The organism is Enorma phocaeensis, assembly GCF_900186505.1.
Classification (GTDB): domain Bacteria; phylum Actinomycetota; class Coriobacteriia; order Coriobacteriales; family Coriobacteriaceae; genus Enorma; species Enorma phocaeensis.
The window spans coordinates 473,145-490,148 of the sequence record NZ_LT891970.1 but is presented as its reverse complement, the minus strand read 5'-3'; the positions used below and the strand labels follow the sequence as shown (position 1 = coordinate 490,148).

At 62.0% G+C, this 17,004-nt stretch carries 15 protein-coding genes; 13 read left to right on the top strand and 2 right to left on the bottom strand.

Annotated elements, in window-relative coordinates:
• The first annotated feature begins 470 nt into the window (after positions 1-470).
• Positions 471-2,207, top strand: a complete 1,737-nt coding sequence (locus C1717_RS08400) for an OPT/YSL family transporter (protein WP_102372742.1) — start codon at positions 471-473, stop codon at positions 2,205-2,207.
• 353 nt (positions 2,208-2,560) lie between these two features.
• On the opposite strand, the gene C1717_RS08395 is transcribed toward C1717_RS08400, so the two are convergent.
• Complete coding sequence (locus C1717_RS08395; RefSeq protein ID WP_245859336.1) at positions 2,561-3,781, bottom strand: IS110 family RNA-guided transposase; 1,221 nt, start codon at positions 3,779-3,781, stop codon at positions 2,561-2,563.
• 232 nt (positions 3,782-4,013) lie between these two features.
• On the opposite strand from C1717_RS08395, the gene C1717_RS08390 reads away from it, so the two are divergent.
• From C1717_RS08390 to C1717_RS08370, 5 genes are all read left to right on the top strand, one after another.
• Entirely contained in the window at positions 4,014-6,068 is a 2,055-nt protein-coding gene (locus C1717_RS08390; RefSeq protein WP_102372741.1) for a DUF6020 family protein, read from the top strand.
• A 160-nt stretch (positions 6,069-6,228) separates the two neighbouring features.
• Positions 6,229-6,513 carry a NifU family protein gene (locus C1717_RS08385; protein ID WP_102372740.1) on the top strand — a complete coding sequence of 95 codons (285 nt, stop codon included), beginning with the start codon at positions 6,229-6,231 and terminating at the stop codon, positions 6,511-6,513.
• Positions 6,514-6,522: 9 nt separating this feature from the next.
• Positions 6,523-7,344, top strand: coding sequence for a prolipoprotein diacylglyceryl transferase (gene lgt / locus C1717_RS08380; RefSeq protein ID WP_102372739.1), 822 nt, complete (start codon positions 6,523-6,525; stop codon positions 7,342-7,344).
• Positions 7,345-7,470: 126 nt separating this feature from the next.
• Positions 7,471-8,811, top strand: a complete 1,341-nt coding sequence (glmM, locus tag C1717_RS08375) for a phosphoglucosamine mutase (RefSeq protein WP_102372738.1) — start codon at positions 7,471-7,473, stop codon at positions 8,809-8,811.
• A 218-nt stretch (positions 8,812-9,029) separates the two neighbouring features.
• The gene (locus tag C1717_RS08370; protein WP_102372737.1) at positions 9,030-9,770 is read left to right on the top strand and encodes a GntR family transcriptional regulator; all 741 of its coding nucleotides are present in this window, start codon (positions 9,030-9,032) and stop codon (positions 9,768-9,770) included.
• Here the strand turns inward: C1717_RS08370 and C1717_RS08365 are convergent.
• Positions 9,752-10,663, bottom strand: coding sequence for a DMT family transporter (locus tag C1717_RS08365; protein WP_102372736.1), 912 nt, complete (start codon positions 10,661-10,663; stop codon positions 9,752-9,754). The genes C1717_RS08370 and C1717_RS08365 overlap by 19 nt on opposite strands.
• A gap of 385 nt (positions 10,664-11,048) precedes the next feature.
• Between C1717_RS08365 and agaB the strand changes: the two genes are divergently transcribed.
• The 7 genes from agaB (at position 11,049) to C1717_RS08330 (ending at position 16,997) form a co-directional block, all read left to right on the top strand.
• A complete protein-coding gene (agaB, locus tag C1717_RS08360) occupies positions 11,049-11,525 on the top strand; it encodes a PTS galactosamine transporter subunit IIB (protein WP_102372735.1) in 477 nt (158 codons plus the stop codon).
• 106 nt (positions 11,526-11,631) lie between these two features.
• Positions 11,632-12,435, top strand: a complete 804-nt coding sequence (locus tag C1717_RS08355; RefSeq protein ID WP_102372734.1) for a PTS mannose/fructose/sorbose/N-acetylgalactosamine transporter subunit IIC — start codon at positions 11,632-11,634, stop codon at positions 12,433-12,435.
• The gene (locus C1717_RS08350; protein WP_102372733.1) at positions 12,425-13,249 is read left to right on the top strand and encodes a PTS system mannose/fructose/sorbose family transporter subunit IID; all 825 of its coding nucleotides are present in this window, start codon (positions 12,425-12,427) and stop codon (positions 13,247-13,249) included. Before C1717_RS08355 ends, C1717_RS08350 begins: the two co-directional genes overlap by 11 nt.
• Positions 13,250-13,486: 237 nt before the next feature.
• Positions 13,487-14,491 carry an SIS domain-containing protein gene (locus C1717_RS08345; RefSeq protein WP_219722301.1) on the top strand — a complete coding sequence of 335 codons (1,005 nt, stop codon included), beginning with the start codon at positions 13,487-13,489 and terminating at the stop codon, positions 14,489-14,491.
• Positions 14,491-15,366 (top strand): PfkB family carbohydrate kinase, encoded by an 876-nt coding sequence (locus C1717_RS08340; protein WP_102372732.1) that lies wholly within the window; start codon positions 14,491-14,493, stop codon positions 15,364-15,366. Before C1717_RS08345 ends, C1717_RS08340 begins: the two co-directional genes overlap by 1 nt.
• A 1-nt stretch (position 15,367) precedes the next feature.
• Positions 15,368-15,796: a PTS sugar transporter subunit IIA domain-containing protein gene (locus C1717_RS08335; protein ID WP_180965895.1), complete on the top strand. Its 429-nt coding sequence runs from the start codon at positions 15,368-15,370 to the stop codon at positions 15,794-15,796.
• Between the two features lie 88 nt (positions 15,797-15,884).
• Entirely contained in the window at positions 15,885-16,997 is a 1,113-nt protein-coding gene (locus tag C1717_RS08330; RefSeq protein WP_102372730.1) for an SIS domain-containing protein, read from the top strand.
• Positions 16,998-17,004: the final 7 nt, after the last annotated feature.

Below are 17,004 nucleotides of genomic sequence, written 5' to 3'. Positions count from 1 at the left end.
CCGCGCAGGCTTGTGTTTACCCACATATGTCCATATTGACGGATTTCGATTTCTCCCGGTTCGTCGAGATGCAGGTAGATAGTCATTTTGGTGAATCTGAGAGCCGATTCTGTCTATCTAGAGGCATCTCAAAATAATAAGGAACCTAAGTGTTTTGTCGAGATGCGGCTAGATAGACATTTTAGGAAGAAGTTCTTGGGGAGAGGTCCTTGGAGAGAGGCTCTTGGGGGCGGGCCCCCGAAGAGGGATCCTGGAAAGAGAGGCCCTTTGAATCCTCGTGCACCTCGAAGTCACCTTCTCGCAGTTGCCGTTTCAGCTCAAGCCAGATCCGGGCTGCTTTTCTGTGCCCTCTGTGTATCTGTTTTCGCTGTAGCGACATCAAATGGAGAACGTCGAGCTATAATCTGCGGCGTCTGCCACGTAACCCGACTCTCCGCCAGAGGGGGAGCGGATATACGAAGGAGCTCAATATGGCTATCGCACATGCTCGCGCTGGTTTGCGCGGCCAGCTGAGCGCCGCCGGTATTCTGATCGGCTGCGTCGGCTGCATCATCATCACGGCATCATCGGTCTACACCGCCCTTAAGATGGGCGCCCTGCCGTGGCCGACGATCTTCACGTCCATAACCGCTCTCGTGCTGTTGCGCGCTGTTGGGCGCACCAGTCTTAATGAGGCGAATATCACGCAGGTCATCATGTCCGCCGGTTCCATGGTTGCAGGTGGCCTCGCGTTTACGGTGCCGGGTGTTTGGATTCTGGGTCTCGCAGATGAGGTTACCTGGCAGGAGATGCTCGGCGTGGCGCTTGCGGGCACGTTGCTGGGGCTCGTGTGCACCGCACTGATCCGGAAGCGGTTCGTAGACGATAGCGATCTGGAGTACCCCATCGGCACGGCGGCGGCCGAGACGCTGCTTGCAAGCACAGCGGGCGGGGCTACGGGGCGCAGGCTCTTTGGCTCCATGGCGTTCGCGGGTGCGTGGTGCGTGGCCCGCGATGCACTCGGCATCATCCCGTCGCTCGTGGCGACGCTGCCTATTCCCGGCGTGAGTTTTGGCATCCAAGCATCGCCCATGCGGCTCTCGGTTGGCTTCTTGGTAGGAGGCCGTTCTGTAGCATGGTGGATGGTCGGCGCCGTGGCGGGAAGCTTCGGAATCGTTGTCGGTGGCACGGCATTGGGCTTTTGGGATGTCGCCGGTGCCCAGGGCATCGTGAGCAGCCTCGGCATGGGCCTTATGATGGGTTCGGGACTCGGCGTGGTAATCAAGGACATCGCGTTCCCGCTCGCGCGTGCATGGGGGCGCCGACGGGTGCAGGAGCCCGGTCGTTCTTCGCGCGTGAGCGTTGAGCCTGCAGATGAGGGTGAGCCGAATTCTGCCTGTCGGGAATCGGTGCGCCTTACCGATGTGTTTTCGCGGATGGATGCGGGCCTGCTCGCGCTCCTCGTTGCCACTGCTGCACTGGTCTGCTGCTTCGCCCTTGGCTTGGAGCCGCTGGTAGCAATCGCGATCGTGCTGCTCTCGTTCGTGACCGCGGTGATGAGTGCTCAGTCCGTGGGCCAGTCGGGCATCGACCCGATGGAGATCTTCGGTCTCATCGTCCTGCTCTTCGTGGCGGCATTTTCGCGCACTACGCAAGTGCAGCTCTTTTTCGTCGCCGGGATCATCGCCGTGGCATGCGGGCTCGCAGGCGACGTGATGAGCGACTTCAAAACCGGGCAGATTATCGGCACGGATCCTCGAACGCTTTGGGTCGGGCAGGCTATCGGAGCACTTCTCGGTGCTGTCGTCGCCGTTGCGGTCATGGTCGCGCTCGTAGCTGCATACGGGACGGATGCGTTTGGACCTGAGGGAACATTTATTTCCGCTCAGGCGAACGTGGTCGCCACGATGGTCGCGGGCATTCCGAGCATTCCGGCGTTCGCAGCGGGGCTCGCAGGCGGTACGCTCCTGTATTGCCTAGGGATACCGGCCATGATGCTAGGACTCGGAGTGTATCTGCCCTTCTACATGTCGCTCACCACGGGATTGGGCGCGCTCGTCCGCGTGGCGTTCGACCGGGTGCGCCGCATCCGCGCTGAGCGCAGCGAAGAGGCTGCGAAAGAGTTGGATGAGACGGGTGCCGTCGTTGCCTCGGGCGTACTTGGCGGCGAATCCATCATAGGCGTCATCATCGCTCTCGTTAGCGTGGTACAGGGGCTTACGGGGTAAGCGTTGCGGCTCTGGTGAGTTGCCCACAGCAGCATCTTCGGGCTGATGTCCTTGGGAGGGCAGCTCGTTCGACAGGTTCCTGCGATCGGCATTCATTTGTAAGGGATCGTTTATCTATATGGACATTTCATCGCGCATCCGAGGCGCGTGGTAGTCTTTCCACCGGGTTCCGAGCTGCCGGAGCCCTCGTGAGTTCGGCTTGATTCCGTTCTGGTGGTCTTTCTCAAGGGGGGAGATCAACCGGGGGGTGTTCCTATAGTTTTGTCAACTGATTTTGTTGGCAAAGATCACTGCTTTCGAGCATGCTGACGCCAGCCCTTGTCGGGCTGGCGTTTTTCTATGGCTCTGGCTAGCTAGGCCGAGTACGGGACCTTGTCCCTCATGATCGCGTAGATCACCTTCATCCTCTTCCTGGCGACCGCCTTCAATGCCTCTCCGTGGCACATGCCGCGATCCCTGCATTTGCGGTAGTAGTCGCCGAACCGGCCCCTGCTCCTGCTAAGCGAGTTGCAGGAGAAGATGAGCAGGTTTTTCAGCCTCTTGTTTCCCTGGCGCGAGGCGCTCACCGACGATATCGACTTGCCTGACTGGCGGTTCCTGGGAGCGATTCCGCAATACGATGCGAGGTGGTCGTGGTCGGGGAAGTCGTCGATGTCGATGCTTATCACCAGCTCCGATGCGGTCCTTGGGCCGATTCCTGGGATGGTCAGCAGGCATTCGTAAGTGCCGTCCTCGACGAGCAGCGCCGTTATCTCCGTGTCGAGCCTTGCGGCTTCCTCGGCGGACTCCCTGATACGCCTGGCAAGCATCCTGACCTGCGGGTTCTCTGCCATGACCTGGTATTCGGACGGGCGCGTCGACGACGATATCGCCGCCAGCGCGGCGTCGATGCGCGCCCTGTTCGCGCCGCGGGTCACGGCGCCGACGGCAGGCTTGCCGGCATCCAGGATGCCCCAGGGGCCGCCCAGGGACTCCATCATCTTCAGCCAATGGGGATCGGCCAGGTCGGCCAGCGCCTCGAACGCGGGGCAGCTTTCCAGGAGTATGCTCCTGAGCCTGTTCTTGTCACGGGTGGAGCAGGTGACCATGTGGTTCCTCTGCGCCGCCATCGACCTTGCGGCCTCGAGCCTCTCGTCGCGCCTTGGCACGGGCAGCAGCGAATCCGGGATGCCGAGCGCCGTCTTGGCTATGACCGCGGCGTCGCGCTCGTCGGTCTTGGCGTCGCCCGCGAACAGCTTGGCAGCTCCGTGGGCGGCGATTCCCGGCAGGTAGGCGACGGGCAGCCCGGCCAGCCTTGCCCTCGATATCGCCAGCGACCCGATGTTGCGCACTTGGTCGACGACGACCAGCGTCCCTGCATCCACTCGGGCGAACAGGCTGTCCAGGTCATGCTCGGTGTTGGCCACGGGGCCGCTGGCGAGGATCTCGCCCTGCCTGGTCACGTGGCACGCCCAATGGGAGAACTTCCCGACGTCGAGGCCTATTACGGCAGGGCAGGCGGTGGCTTCGGTCAGCATGATGGTATCCTTCCAATCGTCGGTCGATCGGAATGCTGCCTCGCGCGACACCCACATTACCTGGCCGTGGCGCTCTTTGGTCGGAGGAGCCCGGCAGTTTCCTATTAGTCGTCAGAAGCAGCGGCGCCCGCGTCGGCAACACCCCCCGGGCCCTCAAGGGGCAGGGGCATAAGGCCGTCCGCGGGCGCCCGATCGGCAGTCCCTCGGGACATATGTCAATCGTAGTCCGACCGTCTAAGCGGATGGCTTAAGCGATTGGGCTAACTACTTCTCAAACTGTAATGGGGTTATGTCAAAAAGAGAACCGCGCCTCGTGAGGCATGGCCTCATCGTCGCGCTTCTTGCAGCTTGGTGCGCACTCGGCATCTTGGTCGATCTTTCGGGCGCTTCTTATGGCGAGATACATAAGCTCTATGGTGATGTTCAGGGAGCAGCGTATGTCATTGCCGAGGTCCTGTGCTCGCTTCCGGCGCGCGATGACGCCGTCTTCACCCTGCTTGTAGCCATCCTGCTCTACCAACCGCTTCGCACGTTGCATGGTGCGGAGGGCGAGCGCATGCGGAAGGCGGGCGGCGCTGCCGCGTGGGTCGTCGGCGCCCTCTTTGCGGCGGCGCTCCTCTTTGGCAGGAGCTTCGACGAAGTGGGAAGCTCCGATTACGTGACGGGCGGCATCGCAGCGGGCGTCCGGTCCTTTATGTTCTTCTCGAGCTGGCTCATCTTGGGGCGTTACGGCGTCTGCCTGCTGTTCTGCTGGCTTGATGGGGTGCGGGCAGAAGCCGGCGCCGCTCGTATGGCCCCGGCTGCCGGGGGTCGCATCGGCGCTGCCCGCCTTCCGGCGATCGCGTCGCGGCTGTGCTCATGGTCTGACCGGCATCCGTTCGCCGCTCCCGCGATCGTTCTCGCCGTCGCATGGCTTCCCGTGCTCATTGGCTATGCGCCTGCCCTGTTCATGTGGGATACGGATACTCAGATCCTTCAATGGTTCGGGCTGCCGAACCACATCAGCTCATCGGTGCGGCTGCTCGATCCGAGCGTGTTGCTCACGCAGCACCATCCGCCGTTTCACACGGCGCTCGTCGGACTCTGCGTTCAGGCGGGCATGACCTTTGCGGGCAGCGAGAACGTCGGCATATTTCTATATGCATTCCTGCAGTGGGCATTCGACATCGCCGCTCTAGCGTGGGCCATCAAACTGCTCTCCTCCATGGGGACGGTGCGGGCCGTGCGCCTTGCGGTGCTCGCATTCCTGGCACTCGTCCCCGCGTTCTCGAACTACAGCGTCCTCGTCACCAAGGACGTGCCCTTTGCAGCGGCGGTGCTGGTGTTCGCGATGGAGCTCGTGTTCCTGGTCCGTGCGGGCGGCTCACCTGTTCCCGCACGCCATGTCGTCATCCTCTCGGTATCATCTGTGGCGACAGCGTGGCTTCGCAGCGGAGCGGTCGCGGTGGTCATCGCAGCCTGCGTCGCGGCGCTTGCGGTGTCGCGTCGGCATCCCACCGCCCGCCGGTGCATCGCGGCGTCGTTGGCGTGTAGCGTCGGTGTCTCCCTCATCCTCACATCGGCGGTCTATCCCGCGCTCGCGATCACGCCCTCCAGCAAACGCGAGGTGCTCTCCATACCCGAGCAGCAGGTCGCGCGCTTCATGCGAGATCATCCGGGTTGGGTTACCTCCGATGAGCTTCGCGTGGTGGACGCCGTTCTCGATGCGAGCAAAATCGCCAGGGAGTACGAGCCGTCCCGGTCCGATCCCGTCAAGGCGACGTTTCGCGAGGATGCGAGCGCCGATGATCTCCGTCGATTCTTTGATCTGTGGGCGCGCTGGTTCGCAGAGGATCCGGGGTGCTTCCTATCCGCCACGGCGGCCAACTACTATGGCTATTTCTATGCCGGGAGCGCGATGAGTTGGAGCTATACCTCGTATTCAAGCGGCGTTGCCATGGCGAACGCCGAGACCGATTGGTTCAAATCGGGGATCGCGCGGTATTTCTCATTCGAGCCGGCGCAAAACCCGGCCTCGCGTGCGCTTGACGGGCTGTGCTCGGGGTATCGGTTGCTGTTCCAGCGTTTGCCGCTGCTTACGCTTACCATGCAGGCCGCCCTTTACGATTGGGCTCTTCTGTTGATCACGGTCTACGCGATCATCAGGCATCAGATTCGCTTGGCTCCGCTGCTCGTCGCTGCCTGGGTTGTTCTTGCTGTCGCGCTTGCGGGCCCATGCAACGCCACGACGTATTTTCGCTACGCGTACCCGATAGCCGTCATCGTGCCATTTGCATTCGCGCTCGCGATCGGGCGGGGAGAGGGTTTGCGGGCGAGAGGTTCCGGAAGCGATGGGGCGCACTGAGATGGACCGCGGCTTGAGGCCCCGTGCGGTGGCGCCACATCTCCTAGGGCTCTCGGCATAGGGTGCAATGAGCGCGAAATGCGGGTATACTGCGTGCAGTTATGACAACGATGCACATCGACCGCAACCACACTGCGCTGCGGTTATGAAAGGAATCGCCATGGCTGTGAATGAAGAGCTTCTCAAGCAGGTGCTCGAGCAGATTCGTCCGAACCTCCAGGGCGATGGCGGCGATATGGAATTCGTCGGCGTTGACGAGGACGGTGTCGTTTCCTTGGAGCTCCAGGGCGCCTGCGCTGGATGCCCCATGAGCCAGCTCACCCTCTCGATGGGTATCGAGCGCGTGCTCAAGGAACATGTCCCCGGTGTTACCCGCGTTGTCGCGGTGAACGATCTGGGCCAGGGCGGCTTTGGCGACCTCTACGACGAGTACGCTCCGTTCTAGTAGGTAACCGTGCTCACCGACATCTACCAAAGCATCGACCCGGTGGCGGTGTCTATCGGGCCGATCACCATCTACTGGTACGGCCTCGCTTACGTGGTGGGTGCCATTCTCACGGGCATCGTGATGTGGCGCACTCAGCGGCGCTGGGGCTTCAAGATCACCGCCGATGATCTCATGACCGTTGTGTTCGGCGTGATGATCGGCTTGGTGATTGGCGCGCGCCTGTTCTACGTCGTCTTCTATGGCGACGGCTACTACTGGGAGCACCCGCTCGAGATCCTCATGACTAACCATGGGGGCATGAGCTTTCACGGCGGTTTGGTGGGCGGCGTCATCGGCGGCATCGTGGCCTGCCGCATCTGCAAGCTCTCCGCTTGGACCGTGGCGGATCTCGCAGCCATCGGCGTGCCGGTCGCGCTCTGCCTGGGGCGCTGCGCGAACTTCGTGAACGGTGAGCTATGGGGAAAGCCGACCGACCTGCCCTGGGGCGTGGTCTTCGGCGGCGCGGCGGGCGATATGCCGCGTCATCCCTCGCAGTTGTACGAGGCCTTCCTCGAGGGGGTCGTGCTGTTCATCATCTTGCAGGTCATGAGCCGTCGCAAGCCGCCGCTCCCGCAAGGGGTCTACATGGGGACGTTCGTGCTCGGCTACGGCATCGTGCGCTTCCTCATCGAGTTCGTGCGCGTGCCGGACGTGCAGCTCGGCTACATCCTGGGTGGGGTCATCACCATGGGCCAGCTGCTCTCGCTGCCGCTCATCCTCATCGGGGCGGGGCTCATCGTCTACGCCCTGCGCGCTGCACGCCCGCAGCGCGGCTATCTCGAGGTGTAGCACGTCCCAAACAGTCACCCTCTCTATGGTATTTCTCGGTGCGTGGCCGTCTGACCTGTCTGGCTGGTACTGAAAATAGGTACCATGTGCGCGTGGCACCTGCTACCGATAGGGAAGGTTCAAACGATGAAATACTTCGGCACCGATGGTTTCCGCGGCCGCGCCAACGAGGGGCTCACGGTCGACCATGCATTCAAGATCGGTAAGTTCGTCGGCTGGTACTACGGGCTGCGCCAGGGGCGCAAGGCCAAGGCCGTCATCGGCAAGGACACGCGCCGCTCGAGCTACATGTTCGAGAACGCTCTCGTGGCGGGTCTGGTCGCCGCCGGTGCGGATGCCTATGTGCTCCGCGTGACCACCACGCCTTCGGTGAGCTATGTCGTGCGCCACGGCGACTTCGACTGCGGCATCATGATCACCGCGAGCCACAACCCCTTCTACGATAACGGCATCAAGCTTATCGACTCCGGTGGCTACAAGATGGCGCCCGAGGTTCTGGAGCAGGTCGAGTCCTATATCGATGGCGAGATCGACGTGCCGCTCGCAACGGGCGAGCATATCGGCCGCGCGGTCGACTATGTTGAGGGCCGCAACCGCTACATCGCCTCGCTCATCGCATCGGCCAAGTTCACGCTCCAGGGCTATCGCATCGCGCTCGACTGCGCGAACGGTGCCTCCACGCCCATCGCCCCGGGCGTGTTCCGTGCGCTCGGCGCGGACGTCCATGTGATTTCCGACGAGCCTGACGGCTTCAACATCAACGTGGGCTGCGGCTCCACCCATATCGAGCGTCTCCAGGCGTTCGTCCGCGAGGAGGGCCTTGACGTGGGCTTCGCCTACGACGGCGACGCCGACCGCTGCATCGCGGTCGACGAGTACGGCAACGTCTGCGACGGCGACACGATCATGTACGTGTGCGGCGCGCACCTCGCTTCCAAGGGCGAGCTTAACGGCAACACGGTCGTTGCCACGGTCATGAGCAACATCGGCCTGTTCAAGGCCCTCGACAAGCTCGGCATCTCCTACGAGAAGACCAACGTGGGCGACAAGTACGTCGCCGCCTGCATGCAGGAGCACGGCTACTCGCTCGGCGGCGAGCAGAGCGGCCACATGATCTTCTCCGCTTACAGCGCCACGGGCGACGGCGTGAACACGAGCCTGCGCGTCATGCAGACCATGATCGAGACGGGCAAGACCCTGGGCGAGCTCGCCGAGCCGCTCACCATCTATCCGCAGCTGCTCAAGAACGTGCCTGTTTCCGACAAGAACGCCGTCATGGAAAACGAGGCCGTGAAGGCCGCGACCGCATCGGTCGAGACCGCGCTCGAGGGTGAAGGCCGTGCGCTCGTGCGCGCGAGCGGCACCGAGCCTCTGGTTCGTGTGATGGTTGAGGCCCCGAGCATCGAGCTGTGCGAGCGCTATGTCGACGAGGTCGTGCGCGTCATCGAGTCGGTGGAGAACGCATAAGCAGACCATCGGGTCGGCACTCCAGATCGAATAGGCGGCCTCGCCTGGTGCCAACATCTGCATCGTGTCGGCGGGGTGTTACAACAACTCGACGGGAAACCAGCGTTTCCCGTCGAGTTTTTCGTATAATAATGTAATAACGCGCAGGTGCAGCCACCGTACCTTTGCGTGTATACCGTCAATAGCGTTGACGCTCCCGAGAGGAGATCGTTAAGAAGATGCCCGGCCCGCTAGATGATTCTTCGACAGCCCCGTATTACCTCCAGATCGTGGGAAACATCCGCTACGACATCGACTCCGGCAAGCTCCGCGAGGGAGACAAGCTGCCGAGCGAGAAACAGCTGTGCGATCTTTACCACGTGAGCCGCGTGACGGTGCGCCATGCACTCGACGAGCTGGCCGAGGCGGGATACCTCGAGAAGCGCCGCGGCAAAGGCACCTACGTCAAGAGCGCTCGCGACATGGTCCTCATGCATCCGCGCGTCGATATCGACGTGATCAGCTTCACCGATGCCTGCCAGCGCAGCGGCATGGAGCCCGGCGCCATCGAGATCGAGGTGACGCGCGTCGTGCCTAACGAGGATGAATGCGCCTTCTTCGGCATCGACGAAGACCAGAAGGTCCTGAGGGTAAAGCGTGTCCGCACCGCCGATGGAGTGCGCATCATGTATGAGGACAACCGCTTCGCGCCGACTGGCTTCGAGTTCCTGGAGACCACGCCGCCCTCGGGAGGGTCGCTCTACCGCCTTATCGAGGAGCATACGGGTAAGATTCCGCATATGGTGGGCAGCTGCATGCTCACCTCGAACCGCGCCGCCGGCGATATGGTCACGCATCTGCAGGTCCCCGCGGGCGAGCCGCTGTTCGTGCTCGAGGCGAACTACTGCGATGCCGACGGCACACCCATGTACATGGGCAAGCAGGTCATCATCGGGGCGCGCTACTCGTTCGCGCTGTAGGTCCCCGCTCCCTCGAGAACCGTATCCTCAAGCTCCGCGCCCTCGAGCGAGGCGTCTTCCTCCGCCGCGCTCAGCTGCTGCTCGAAGTGCAGGTTGAGCACGATGGAGAGCACGATGAGCGCCGCGCCGATAAGGGCGAAGCGGCCGAACCCCTGCCCGAAGAGGATGAACGCCCATAGCGGCGCCAGGATGACCTCGCTCATGCAGATGAGGTTCGAGCTGAACGGCGGGACGGACTTGAGCCCGTGGGCGAGCAGCACGCTCGCGATCCCCTGGCAGATGAAGCCATTCACCGCCATGCTCGCGATGTCCTGGAAGGAGAGGCGGGGGAGCTCGCCTGCCGTGACGAGCGAGGCGGCGCCCACCGCCATGGCGATGACGCAGGAGATCATGTAGGAGATCACGGCATCCGAGCTGGGCTTCGAGTTGAGATAGAACATGAGCCCGAAGAAGATGCCCGACACGATGGCGCAGAGGTTGCCGAGCGCGCCCTCGGGGCTCAGCTCGTCGAAGAAGAAGAGCACCATGCCCAAGATCGCGAGTGTGACGAACACCACCTGCTTGACCGGCGGGAGCTTGCGCGTGTCGATGGACTGGTAGACGATCACGAAGACCATCGAGCAGTACTGCAGCACGATGACGTTGCCTACGGTCGAGAGCTGGTTGCCGGCGTTGAAGGTGATCGCGACGATGAACTGCGCGATGCCGACGGCGATGATGAGGGGGTTGAAGTGCAGCTTGGGCCGGGCGATGAGGACGCAGGAGATGATGGCGAACAGCGCGTTGCCCGCGGACACCAGTACCGCCGACAGGTGGTTCGAGGCCACGAGCACGCCTGTGAAGCTCCAGAGGAGCGCGGTGCCGAACAGGGCCAGGTATCCGGAATGCTTCATGGGTCCCCCTCGAACCATACAATATAAGACAAGTGAGACTACTGTATACCTTACCGGGGGTCGGCTCAAGATGCGGCGGGTATGTTCCGATGTTTCATGGGTCGCACATGGCCATGATGGCATTAAACATTTTATTATAGGTAACTCTTAAGCATCGTGGTGCATCTTCCTGCGGATTCATACGTTTACCTGTCGTATGATGCCGCTCATGGAAAAACGGTTGCCGGTCGCCCATATCAGCGCCATATTTAAGACAGCAAGAACATGTATTGCGATGTCTTATTGGCGCGCGATCGATGTTAACGTGCGGATGACGCGAAACAGGGTCGCAACAGACAAGCTCTATGGTGGTCTTGTGTATCAGACCTTCGAAAGAGGAGGAAACATGGCGGAACCCAATATCGTCCTAGCCCGCATCGACAACCGTCTGGTCCACGGCCAGGTTGGCAACTCGTGGGTCGGTGCGTCCCAGGCGAACATCATCATCGTTGCCGATGATGAGGTCGAGCATGATGACGTGCAGAAGCAGCTTATGAAGATGACCGTCTCGGTCAACCCTAACCTGCGCATCCTGTTCTGGTCGCTTGACCGCACGATCGAGAAGATCTCCACCGCCAAGCCCGACCAGCGCATCTTCATCGTCGCTCGCAACCCGCAGAACATGCGCAAGCTCGTTGATGGCGGCGTGCCTATCAAGGAAGTCAACATTGGCAACATGCATGTGGGCGAGGGCAAGCGCGTTTTCCACGAGCAGCACGTCTACGTAGACGATAACGACGTCGCTGACTTTGAGGCCATGAAGGCCAAGGGAGTCAAGGTTTACGTTCAGATCGCGCCTGGTGACAAGAAGTACGACGCCTAACGGGTTATAGATTCTGCACCATGCGCTCTGATGGAAAAGGGGTCCCGGATTAAGGGGGTGCACCGCAAAGAGAACCGGTTTTTTGTAGGTACGTATTGGAGGGAAAATGGAAATCACACTTATCCAAGGTCTTCTCCTGCTCGTCGTGGGCTTTATCTGCGGCGTAGACCAGTGCTGGGAGGCTTTCTACTGGTTCCGTCCCATGGTCGTGTCGTTCTTCGCCGGCATCGTCCTTGGCGACATCCAGCTTGGTGTAGCCTGCGGCGCGGTAGCGGAGCTGTCCTACCTCGGTCTGCTCACGGTCGGCGGCACGGTGCCGCCCGATCCGCTGATGGCCGGTATGATGACCGTCGTCATCGCGTACACCACGGGTCAGTCGCCTGATGCTGCCATCGGCCTGTCCCTGCCGTTCGCCCTGCTCGCTCAGTGGCTCGGCATTATGTGGAACACCGTCTTCGTCGCGCTCGCCCACCGTGGCGACGAGCTTGCCAAGAAGGCTGACACCGCTGGCTTCCGCGCCACCGTGTACTTCGGCATCTTCGTCAAGGCCGCTACGACCGGTGTCGTCGTCTTCCTGTGCTCCTACGCGCTCCAGACGCCCATCCAGATGTTCGTCAACGCCTTCCCGACCTGGCTCATCCACGGCTTCGAGGTCGCGGGCGGCATCCTTCCCGCCGTCGGCCTTGGCCTGCTGCTCATGGTCATGCTGAAGACCCAGAACGTCGCCTACCTGTTCCTCGGCTTCGTGATGGCCACCTTCCTCGAGATGACCAACGTGCTCCCGATCGCTATCGTGGGTGCCGCGCTCGCCTACATCAACTTCTCGCATGAGAAGAAGGCCGACGATGTCGCCGCGCTCATGAAGTCCGGTTCCGTGGCTGTGATGGGAGATGACGACAATGAGCTCTAACGAGAAGACCGCTCTCACCAAGACCGGCCAGCCGGTCAAGAAGCTCAGCAAGGCCGACCTCGACAAGATGTCCCTGTACTCGGTCATCGAGCAGTCCGCCTTCAGCTTCGAGCGTATGCAGGCCATGGGCTTCACCGAGTCGATGCTTCCTGCGTTCAAGAAGATGTACGGCGACTCGAAGGAAGACATCTCCGAGTTCATGACGTACAACATGGAGTTCGTCAACACCGAGCCCCATATGGCCACCTTCATGATGGGCCTCATCCTCTCCATGGAGGAGAAGGGCGAGGACCGCAAGGTCATCGAGGGTATCCGTAACGGCCTCTTCGGCCCGCTCGCCGGCGTCGGCGACACCATCTTCTGGTTCACCGTCCTGCCGATCTCCGCGGCCATCTGCTGCTCGCTCGCCCAGGACGGCTCCGTCCTCGGCCCGATCCTCTACATCGCGATCTGGTTCCTCGCGGCCATCTCGCGTATCCTCTTCGGTCGCCTGGGCTACACCCTCGGCACCAAGCTGGTTACCTCCATGTCCGAGTACACCAAGTACCTCACCGAGGCCGCTGGTATCCTCGGCGTGATGGTCGTCGGCGGCCTGATCCCGTCCTACGTCTCCATCGCCTTCAGCGAGGACCTCGCCTTCGGCATGGAGGGCACGACGGTCCAGAGCGTGTTCGACAACGTGATCCCGAACCTGCTGCCCCTGTGCGCCGTGTTCCTGATCTACTGGCTCTTCAAGAAGAAGGCCAACGTCCTGGCTATCATCATCGGCATTATTGTCGTCAGCATCCTGCTCTCCTTCCTTGGCTGGATGTAAGAGAGTGACTCGATAGCGAGCGACAGCGGGGCCCCGGATTTCCGGGGCCCCGTTTGTATCTAGGCCGTTGGCGGACGGTATCCCACCGTTCACCGGGGCCAACGGATAACTTGTATCATATTGTATTGTTGTCCTATAATGTCTTATACCGGATACCGATGGTGTTCGGCACGCGGCGTGATGCCGCGGACGCCCGGATCGATGCCATGCCGGGGGGCATGGCGGAGGGGAGACGCAATGGATATGGTCACATTCGATGAGGCGGCTCTGCTCGCCCAAGGGGATTTCATCTACAGCCATCGCTCCGAGCTCGAGACGATCGCCGATGACATCTGCAAGAAGGGCTTCAAGAACATCCTGCTTTCGTCCTCTGGCGGATCGCAGGCCATGCTCGATCCCTTTGCGACGTTCATCGACCAGATGAGCGACATCCCGGTGTTCTCGGTGCTTTCGGGCGTGCTTGTGCTCACCGGGCACAACCAGATCTCCGAGGACACTCTCGTCTTCATGTCGAGCAAGTCCGGCGACACGAAGGAGACCGTCGCGGCTGCCAAGTGGCTGCGCGAGCGCGGCGTCACGATCGTTTCGGTCGTGGGCAAGCCCGATTCCCCGCTCGAGGAGCTGAGCGATTACACCTTCGTGTACGGCGACGGCCGTCCGCAGGAGTTCGTGCTCTACCTCATCATCGGCAAGATCCTCGCCAACAAGGGCTACTTCGACGCCTACGCGAAGTTCGCCGACGAGCTCGCCAACCTGCCCGCGGCGCTCGTCTCGGTGCGCAAGCAGTTCGATGCGCGCGCCATCGAGTATTGCAAGGCGACTCATGACGACCCGTACAACATCTGGATCGCCTCCGGCGAGCTGTGGCCAGTCTGCTACGCCTACTCCATGTGCGTGCTCGAGGAGAGCCAGTGGATCCGCACCAAGTCCGTCTCGAGCCCCGATTTCTTCCATGGCACACTCGAGCTTGTCGAGAAGGACACGAGCGTCACCCTGCTCGTGAGCGAAGGCAAGACGCGCGCGCTCGACCTGCGCGTGAAGAAGTTCATCGAGCAGTACTCGGACAAGCACTTCGTCATCGACATGGCCGACTTCGACCTGCCGGGTATCTCCGACGAGTTCCGCCCGCTTCTGGGACCTGTCGTCGCCAATGCCGCGTTGCAGCGCATCTCCAAGAACATGGAGCACCTCACCGGCCATTCGCTCGATATCCGCCGCTATTACAGGACGGTTGAGTACTAATGAAGATCCTAGGCCTCGGCGACAACGTTTTCGACGTGTACGAGAACATGGACCTCGCCTATCCGGGCGGCAACGCCGTCAACGTCGCCGTGAACGCCGCCCGCCTTGCTGCCGACGCCGCCTACCTGGGCAACGTGGGCACCGACGACAAGGGCGAGATCATGATGGGCGTGCTCGCACGCGAGGGCGTGGACACCGCGCGGTGCCCCCGTCCGGAGAGCAGCACGACCAAATGCTGCATCGAGGATGTCATCGACGGTGAGCGGCACTGGAAGCGCAACGACCTGGGTGAAAACTGGGCGGGACCGCTCGAGCTCACGCCGGAGCTCGTGGCGTACGCCGCCACGTTCGACGCGATCCTCACGAGCTGCAACGCCAAGATGCCCGAAGAGGTCGCCAAGCTCGCCGGGGTGCCGGGTATCGTGGTCTTCGACTTCGGCGAGAAGGACAAGTATCGTACGCCCGAGTACCTGGCGCAGGTGCTTCCCGCGGTCGATGTCGCCCAGTTCTCCATGAGCGGGATGTCCCGCGAGGAGGTGCTCGCCGAGATCGACCGGATGGGCATCACCTGCACCGTGTTGGCTACACGCGGTGCCGCCTCGCCGCTTCTGTGCGCTGACGGTACGGTGTATGAGGGCTTGCGCTCGGAGGGCACGGCATCGGACACCATGGGTGCCGGTGACGCGTTCATCACGGCGCTCGTGTGCGATCTGATCGCGGCCGGTTGGCGCAAGGGGAGCGCGCTGGAGCCGTCTATGGCGGAGCATGCGCTTGCCGCCGCAGCGAAGCATGCTCAGGAAGCCTGCGCGCAGGCAGGAGGCTTCGGCCATGCGTATCTCATCGTAGATGGGGTTTTCCAGGAAAGGAATGACTGACATGATCGGATTGATCGTAACGGGCCACGCACACTTCGCGACCGGCGTCACCTCGGCGCTCGAGCTGCTTGCGGGCACGTTGCAAGACGTCGCCATCATCGATTACGAGGGAACCCAGGCTCCCGAGGAGCTGCAGGCGGAGATCTCGAAGGCCATCGAGGGTCTCGCCGAGGCTGACGGCGTGCTTATCTGCACGGACATCCTCGGCGGTACGCCGTTCAAGTGCGCGGCGACCATCGCGACCGGAGATGCCCGTGTCCGCGTGGTCACCGGCACGAACCTCGCGTTGCTCATCTCGGCGTACTTCGCCCACACGGGCGCGACGGACGCCGATGCGCTTGCCGTTCAGGCGCTCGAGGAAGCGCGCAACGGCGCCGTGAAGTTCGAGCTCGCCGTCGATGACGACAGCGATGATGACGAGGAGCTGTAGCGCTCAGGCGGCGTTCCGGTAGCGCCGCGCCGTCAACTTGTCTTATAATGTATTGGAGTAGGTTTCCAGCAACGTCCGAGGAGGAACCATGGCAGACACCACGCCCACGATGCTCACGTATATCGAGGAGACTCCTGCCCAGCTCAAGCTCAACGTCGAGCGCGCCGAGGAGCTGACCCACGAGCTCGTCGACCTCTACGTCGAGAAGAAGCCCCATGCGATTTGGATCATCGCCTGCGGCTCCAGCTCGAACGGCTCGCAGTGCGCTCGCTACTTCATGATGAAGTACCTCAAGCGCGAGGTTAAGATCGTCACCCCGTCGACCTTCATCTACGGCGAGAACCACCTCCACGAGGACGACTTCGCCTTCGTGATCTCGCAGAGCGGCTGCTCCACCAACTCCATCGCAGCGCTCGACATGCTCAAGGAGATGGGGATCACCGCCATCGGCCTCACCGGCAACGTCGAGTCCGACTTCAAGGACCATGCGGACCTCGTCGTCGATTACGGCGTGGGCGAGGAGACCGTGGGATACGTCACCAAGGGCGTGGCCACGCTCGCGCAGTTCCTCATGCTCTTCGCGATCGAGGCCGGCGTGCGCACCGGTACCGTCACCGAGGAGGAGCGCGCCGCGCTGCTCGAGGAGATGGCCGACGCCCCGCGTCGTCATGAGGTCGTGCAGAAGGAGACCTGGGAGCTCTACAACCGCCACAAGGCCGATTTCACCTCGATGACCGTTGTGAACCACTGCGGCTTCCTGCAGGGCTACGGCATCACCTGCGAGGGTGCGCTCAAGTTCGGCGAGACCATCCAGATCCCGAGCTTCGCCTACGAGGGCGAGGAGTGGATCCACGGTCCCAACCTGCAGCTCACGCCCAACTACACCGTCGTGTGCATCGACCACCTCACCGAGGGCTCCGACCGCCTGGTCGACATCTACCTCGCGGCGCGCACGGTGACCGACCATGCCTTCATCGTGACCAACTCCGACCGCGTCGACGACGATCATGCCATCCGTCTGCCGTTCGACATCACAGAGCCGCTCATGATGCCGCTCTACGTGCTGCCGTTCTACCAGATCATCGCGCATCAGGCGACGACCGACCTGCATCGCTGGGAGAAGCATCCGCTGTTCGAGGAGCGCTTCCGCAAGGCCATCAGCACCAAGACCGACAAGATCGACCAGATCATGCCCAACTAGGGTCGAA